This window comes from Candidatus Equadaptatus faecalis (assembly GCA_018065065.1).
GTDB lineage: Bacteria > Synergistota > Synergistia > Synergistales > Synergistaceae > Equadaptatus > Equadaptatus faecalis.
This window is the reverse complement of record JAGHTZ010000023.1, coordinates 60,781-67,222: the sequence shown is the minus strand read 5'-3', so window position 1 is coordinate 67,222 and position 6,442 is coordinate 60,781. Positions and strand designations below refer to the sequence as shown.

The window sequence follows — 6,442 nt, the reverse complement described above, 5'->3', positions numbered from 1 at the left end:
GCTAATCTGCCCGCCTGTTATCCTCGCTGACGTATTCTTCCTCTTCTTCCTCTTCCGCGGCGCAGCTTCCGCAGGCGTTGCACGCCTTGGCGTTTGAAGGCACCTTAAAGCCTTCCGGAAGCTTTCCGTCAGTCTTCATGTAATAATCGGCGGCTGCCGCCTGAATACCCTCCTGGGCAAGCAGCGAGCAGTGAAGCTTAATCGCGGGCAGACCCCCGAGAGCCTCCGCAACGTCCTTATTCGTAATCTTCAGGGCGTCTTCAAGCGTTTTGCCTTTTGCAAGCTCCGTAACCATCGAACTGGTGGCAATAGCCGCCGCGCAGCCGAAAGTTTCAAACTTTATATCCTCAATAACGCGCGTTGCGGGGTCAATTTTGAGATAAATCTTCATAACGTCGCCGCACGTAGGATTGCCGACCTCACCTACCGCGCTCGGATTTTCAATACTGCCCGCATTTCTCGGATGCATAAAATAGTCTATAACCTTCTGATTGTACATGTTTATTCCTCCTTATCGGCGCGTCAGCGCCATTGCTGTCAGCTGTTTTTTTATTTTCCGAACGGCGACATTGCCCTCAGCCGTTCAACAATAGGCGGGAACTTTTCAAGCACATAATCTATATCCTCGTCCGTGGTATCCTTGCTCAGAGTAAGGCGCACGGAACCGTGGGCAACGGCGGCGGTCAAACCTGTCGCAAGCAGAACGTGGCTTGCCGACAGACTGCCCGACGTACAGGCGGAACCGCTGGAAACGGCAATGCCTTCCGCGTCCATAAGCAGAAGCATGCCCTCGCCCTCAATGTGGCGCACGCAGACACTTGCGTGATACGGCAGACGGCTTTCGCGGTCGCCTGTGACGATAAGCTCCGGAATTCTTTCAAGCAGACCGTCAATCAGCTTGTCGCGCAGACGTCTCTCATTGTCAGCGCCGCCTGACGCAAGACGTTCCTTAGCAAGCTCCGCAGCCTTGCCAAAACCGACTATGCCCGCAGTATTTTCGGTGCCCGCGCGAAGCCCAAACTCCTGCCCCCCGCCGTGAACAAGGCTTGCAAGCTTCAAACCCCTGCGGATATAAAGGGCACCTACGCCTTTTGGGCCATACATCTTGTGCGCGGACATGGACATCATATCTATATTCAGTTTTTCAACGTCTATATCAACGTGTCCGGCTGCCTGAACGGCATCCGTATGGAACAGAACCCCGCGTCTGCGGCAAATCTCTCCAAGCTGCTGAACCGGCTCTATTGTTCCTATTTCATTGTTGCCGAACATAACGGAAACAATGAAAGTCTCCGGGCATATCGCGTCATTCAGCGCTTCGGGACTGACCAACCCTTTGCTGTCAACAGGCAGAACCGTTGAACGGAAACCGAAATTTTTGCACAGCCAGTCAATCGTGTGAAGCATGGCGTGATGTTCTATTGCGCTTGTTATTATGTGATTTCTCGTCTTGTCCTTCAGCGCAAAGGCAATGCCCTTTATCGCAAGATTGTCCGCCTCGCTGCCGCCGCCCGTGAAAACGATATCCTGCGGTCTGGCGTTGATAAGCGCCGCCACTTGCGAACGCGCCTTGTCAACCGCCGCGCGGGCGTCCCTGCCAAAACTGTGAAGGCTGTTAGGATTGCCGTAAGCCTCGCTGAAAAACGGCAGCATCTCCTTCAAAACAGCGTCGTCAACCTTCGTAGTAGCCGAATTGTCCAGATAAACCTTTCTCATTTTATTGCCTCCGTAACAGATTATTGGTTATTTTTCTTACAGCCTGCGCAAAACGCGGCACGTTTTTTCTGTTCGTCCACCAAATCAGCCAAAGTAGTGCCGTCGTACACCTGCTCCAAAGCAATCCGCGCCCTCTCCCAAAGCGGATGAAAAACGCAGTCGTCGGAAAACGCGCACAAATCACTGCCCGACGCGGCGCACTCAACAGGGGCAAAAGGCCCCTGCACAAAGCGGATAACCTCGCCGACCGTAATAGCCGAAGCAGGCTTTGCAAGCACGTAGCCTCCGTCCTTGCCGCGCGAAGAAGCGACAAAACCGCCGCTCTTCAGACTGTTCAGGATATTTTCCAGAAAACGCACGGGGATTCCCTGAGCTTCCGCAACGGCGCCAATCTTGCACGGCTCGCCGGAATTTTTTACGGCAAGCTCGAAAAGAGCCCTCAGCGCGTACTGACACTTCTGATTTATCGACACTAAATTCACCATCCCTACCAAAGTAGTGTAGATTATAAAACAAAACAAGAGAAAGTCAAGAGGAAATACATCATAAAAACTACGTTTTATCTTTTGTCTATTTTCCGTTCTCCGTATGAGGTGCGGAAGCGGTCGGGGTCTGCGTTGTAGGCTTTGCTTGCAAGGTCGTTTTCTTTTTCGTACAGCAACGGGATTTCTATTCCCATGAGCGCAAGCTGAAGGTTGAATATGAGGTCGTTTGTGAAGCAGCTGTCTGCCGCGCGTCTGAGCTGCGCGACTTTTTCCGGCTGCGCCGCCGCGTATTTTTTGCTGAAGCAGACAAACATTGGAATGTGCGTCATTGAGGAGACAAACCGCGCGGAGTCGTGGTCAAGCTTCTGTTTGGGTACGGAGGCGTGGTCGGAGAAATAGAGCATTGCTTTGAAGTCCGGCAGGCTGCTGACTTTTTCGTATATGCCTTTGAGCACCGCGTCTGTGTAGAGCACGCTGTTGCAGTATGCGGCTTCGTCAGTTTCTGTCCCGAATTTCGCGTATTCTTTCGGGCAGCGCCGGTCGTAGTCTATATGGCTGCCCATGAGATGCACGACTATCAGCATTTTGTTTTTGATTTTTATTTTGCCGAGCGCGCTGACAAGTTCCCCGTCATAAACCGAGGTGAAGCTTGTGTTGCCGGTACATTCGTTGAGCCATACCTGCTGTTTCGCAGAGGAGGCTATGACTGATACAGGGGTGTCCCACATGCCGTATTTTACCTGGTTGCTGAGCCACGCCGTTTCGTAACCGGCAGCTTCCGCGGCTTCGAGTACCGATACGGCTTCCGAGAGCTGCGCCCCGTTGTACTGGTTTTTCGCGGTGAGGGCGCAGGAGAGCGCCGGAATTGTCTGTGTGTGGCACGAGCAGCCGCGCGTGAAAAGTATGCAGTTTTCTTTGTTTTTCATTTGCGAAAGCCACGGAGTATTTTCTTTTGCATAGCCGTATGCGGACATGTAGTCCCTGTTGTGGGATTCACCGATTACGAGGACGTATATTCCCCCGCCTTCGCTGACTCGTATTTTCGCAAGCTGTCCGGAGGCGGCAAGAGCTTCTTTTCTTTCCTGTGCTGTTTTTTTGAAGAGGCGGTATTCGTTCACGCTTTTGAGCGCGTTGGCATAGACCATGGATATGCTGTTCATGCTCGTTTTATAGCACAGTTCGCCGCCGCAGACAAGGAGAAGCGCAAGCAGGGCGAGCGCCGCTTTTTTTTCTTTTCTGCTTTTGCCGGGGAGCGTCAGCCTGCTGTCTGAAAGGCGGAGGAAGAGCGCGTATACCGCCGCAAGCAGAACGCACAAAAGCAGCGCGTTTGTGACTGTCGCGTATTCGCGCACGTATTCGCACGCCTCTTTGAGGTTTGTCTGCCATATCGCTATGAGAGCGTCAACGTTGAGTACCGCTTTGCAGCTTATGCCGTAGGCAAAGCAGACGCCGCAGGGAATAAGCAGCAGCGTAAAGAGTATGCAGTTGAGAGGTTTTGCGAAGCGCAGTCTTGAGGAAATTCCGAAGAATATTACCGCGAAGAACGCGCAGCTGAAGCTGTACGCAACGTAGAGAAGCCCGTCGGCGTAGTTTATTTCGGAGAATATTGCAAGGCGGACAAACCACGGCGTTGAGATTAAAATTCCGAGCAGCAGCGCAAGCCCGAAATATTTTCTTTTGTTTTCAAAGAAGAAGCTTCCGGCAGCAAGCAGGAGCGTTGCAAGGATTATCGCAAGAGGCGCCGGAATTACGTACATTATTTTTTCGTTTCTGCCGGATTTTTCAGATATTCCTCAATAGCTGCCGATGCGCGGCGGGCAGCCCCCATAGCGCCTATAACGGTTGCCGCCCCTGTCGTTATGTCTCCTCCGGCATATACTCCGGAAAGCGAGGTTTTGCCCGTTTCGGGGTCAACTTCTATGTAGCCGCGTCTGTTGAGCGCAAGATCAGGCGCTTCGTCAAGCAGTATTCTGTTGGGGCCCTGTCCTATCGCTTCAACCGCAAGGTCGCAGGGTATTTCAAATTCGCTGTCTTTGACGGGCACGGGGCGTCTGCGTCCGCTTTCGTCAGGTTCGCCGAGTTCCATTTTGACGCAGCGCACTGCTTTAAGCCTGCCGTTTTCGTCGCCGAGGTAGGCAACAGGGTTTGTGAGCCACGCAAATTCTATGCCTTCCTGTACGGCGTGGTGGTATTCTTCTATTCGCGCGGGCATTTCTTCGACAGAGCGGCGGTAGACAAGCGTGACGCTTTCCGCGCCAAGCCTTTTGGCACAGCGCGCGGAGTCCATGGCAACGTTTCCGGCGCCGACGACTACAACGCTGCGCGCGCGTTTTGCGGGCGTGTCGCTTTCGGGGAATTTGTAGCCTTTCATGAGGTTTATCCTCGTCAGATATTCGTTTGCCGAATATACGCCGTTGAGCGAGGTGCCCGGTATGCCCTGCATGTGCGGCGTGCCTGCGCCTATCGCTATGTACACCGCGTCGTACTGCGCACGGAGTTCGTCGAGCGTTACGGTTTTTCCGGCTACGACGTTGCATTCGATGTCAACGCCGAGCTGTTTCAGTTTTTCGATTTCAGCGGCAACTATTTTTTTCGGCAGACGAAATTCGGGTATGCCGTAGAGAAGCACTCCGCCTGCTTCGTGAAGCGCTTCAAATATTTTTATTTCAAAGCCTTTTTTGGCAAGGCTGCCTGCAAGCGCCAAGGCAGAGGGGCCTGAGCCTATTACCGCGACTTTTCTGCCGTTTTTTTCCGAGAGCGCTGCGGTTTTCACGCCTTTTTCGAGCGCGCGGTCAGCAACGAAGCGCTCAAGTTTGCCTATCGCAACAGGTTCGCAGTCTTTGATTTTTCCGACCGTACATACGCCTTCGCACTGTTTTTCCTGCGGGCATACCCTGCCGCACACCGCAGGAAAACAGCTTTGCTCAGCTATTATTTCCGCCGCTTTTTCGGCGCTTTCTTCCCTTAGAGCGCGGATGAAGCCGGGAATGTCTATGCCTACTGGGCAGCCTGAAATGCACGGCTTCGTTTTGCACTGCAGGCAGCGTTCAGCTTCGCGTTTCGCTTCTTCCGCCGTGTAGCCGAGGCAGACTTCTTTGAAGTTTGTGACGCGTTCGGCAGGGTTCAGCTCTGCAATGGGGGTTTTGTTTTTCTGCGTTACAGCCATGATTTTTCACCCGTTTCCGCTTCGTATTTTTCCATGGAGATTTTTTCTTCGTCCCTGTACTGCGCAAGACGGTTCATAAATTCTGTCCAGTCAACCTTGTGCCCGTCAAATTCGGGGCCGTCCACGCAGGCAAATTTGATTTCGCCGTCTATCGTTACCCTGCAGCAGCCGCACATTCCTGTGCCGTCAAGCATGAGGGGGTTGAGCGACACCCATATCGGCCAGCCGAGTTCCTTAGCCGTTTTCTGGCAGAATTTCATCATTACGGAAGGACCAACACACCAGCAGCGGTCAGGCTTTTCTCCGCGCTGTGCAAGGCGTTTCATCGCGTCGGTGACAAGCCCTTTTTCGCCAAGGCTACCGTCGTCGGTTGTGATTATCAGCTCGTCGCAGTATTTTTTGCATTCTTCCTGCAGTATGACAAGCTCCGCCGTGCGGGCGCCGAGTATTGCTGTTACCCTGCTGCCGAGCTGTTTCAGTCTGCGGAGTATCGGGTATATCGCGGCTATTCCTATGCCGCCGCCTATGAGAAGCACCGTGCCGAATTTGTCTGTTTCGCTGGCTTTGCCGAGAGGCCCTGCAACGTCTTTTATTTCGTCTCCGGCTTCAAGCTGCGACATGAGAGCCGTGCTTTTTCCCACCACCTGAAATATAAGGCGTATGCGCCCTTTTTCCGCATCGAAGTCGGCTATCGTAAGCGGTATGCGTTCGCCTGTTTCCGAAGCGCGCACGGAGACAAACTGCCCCGGCTTCGCGTGCGAGGCGATGCGCGGCGCGTCTATCCAAAAGCTGTATTCTTTGGGGGCAAGTTTTTCTTTGCTCAGAATTTTAAACACGTTTACCGCTTCCTTTCGTTGTAAAAAACCAATTACCGTAAGAACCAATGACTATAAAGTACAATTACCAAAAAAATCAGTTACCATAAAAACCAATTATGGCGGGCTTGCTTCACAAGCCTTCATTAAAGTTAAAAACGTAAAGCCCGCTGGCGCTTCGCGCCGCTGTATTGCTAGCTTCGCTCGCGCTGACGGCTGTTGGCTGTATTCTCCCTACGGTCGATATTCCCTACGGTCAT

General features: G+C 52.8%; 6 protein-coding genes. All 6 read right to left on the bottom strand.

Translation table 11 applies throughout. The annotated features are described in order from the left end of the window. Nucleotide 1: 1 nt before the first annotated feature. A complete protein-coding gene (locus tag KBS54_01915) occupies nucleotides 2-499 on the bottom strand; it encodes an iron-sulfur cluster assembly scaffold protein (GenBank protein ID MBQ0054887.1) in 498 nt (165 codons plus the stop codon). Between the two features lie 50 nt (nucleotides 500-549). Further along, nucleotides 550-1,716, bottom strand: coding sequence for a cysteine desulfurase NifS (nifS, locus tag KBS54_01910; GenBank protein ID MBQ0054886.1), 1,167 nt, complete (start codon nucleotides 1,714-1,716; stop codon nucleotides 550-552). Nucleotides 1,717-1,736: 20 nt separating this feature from the next. Further along, nucleotides 1,737-2,189 carry an Rrf2 family transcriptional regulator gene (locus KBS54_01905; GenBank protein ID MBQ0054885.1) on the bottom strand — a complete coding sequence of 151 codons (453 nt, stop codon included), beginning with the start codon at nucleotides 2,187-2,189 and terminating at the stop codon, nucleotides 1,737-1,739. Nucleotides 2,190-2,275: 86 nt separating this feature from the next. After that, on the bottom strand, nucleotides 2,276-3,958 hold the full coding sequence (locus tag KBS54_01900; protein ID MBQ0054884.1) for a phosphoethanolamine transferase: 1,683 nt from the start codon (nucleotides 3,956-3,958) through the stop codon (nucleotides 2,276-2,278). Further along, entirely contained in the window at nucleotides 3,958-5,367 is a 1,410-nt protein-coding gene (gene gltA, locus KBS54_01895; GenBank protein ID MBQ0054883.1) for an NADPH-dependent glutamate synthase, read from the bottom strand. Before gltA ends, KBS54_01900 begins: the two co-directional genes overlap by 1 nt. Next, the gene (locus tag KBS54_01890; protein MBQ0054882.1) at nucleotides 5,358-6,203 is read right to left on the bottom strand and encodes a sulfide/dihydroorotate dehydrogenase-like FAD/NAD-binding protein; all 846 of its coding nucleotides are present in this window, start codon (nucleotides 6,201-6,203) and stop codon (nucleotides 5,358-5,360) included. The genes gltA and KBS54_01890 overlap by 10 nt, the downstream gene beginning before the upstream one ends. Between the last annotated feature and the right edge of the window lie 239 nt (nucleotides 6,204-6,442).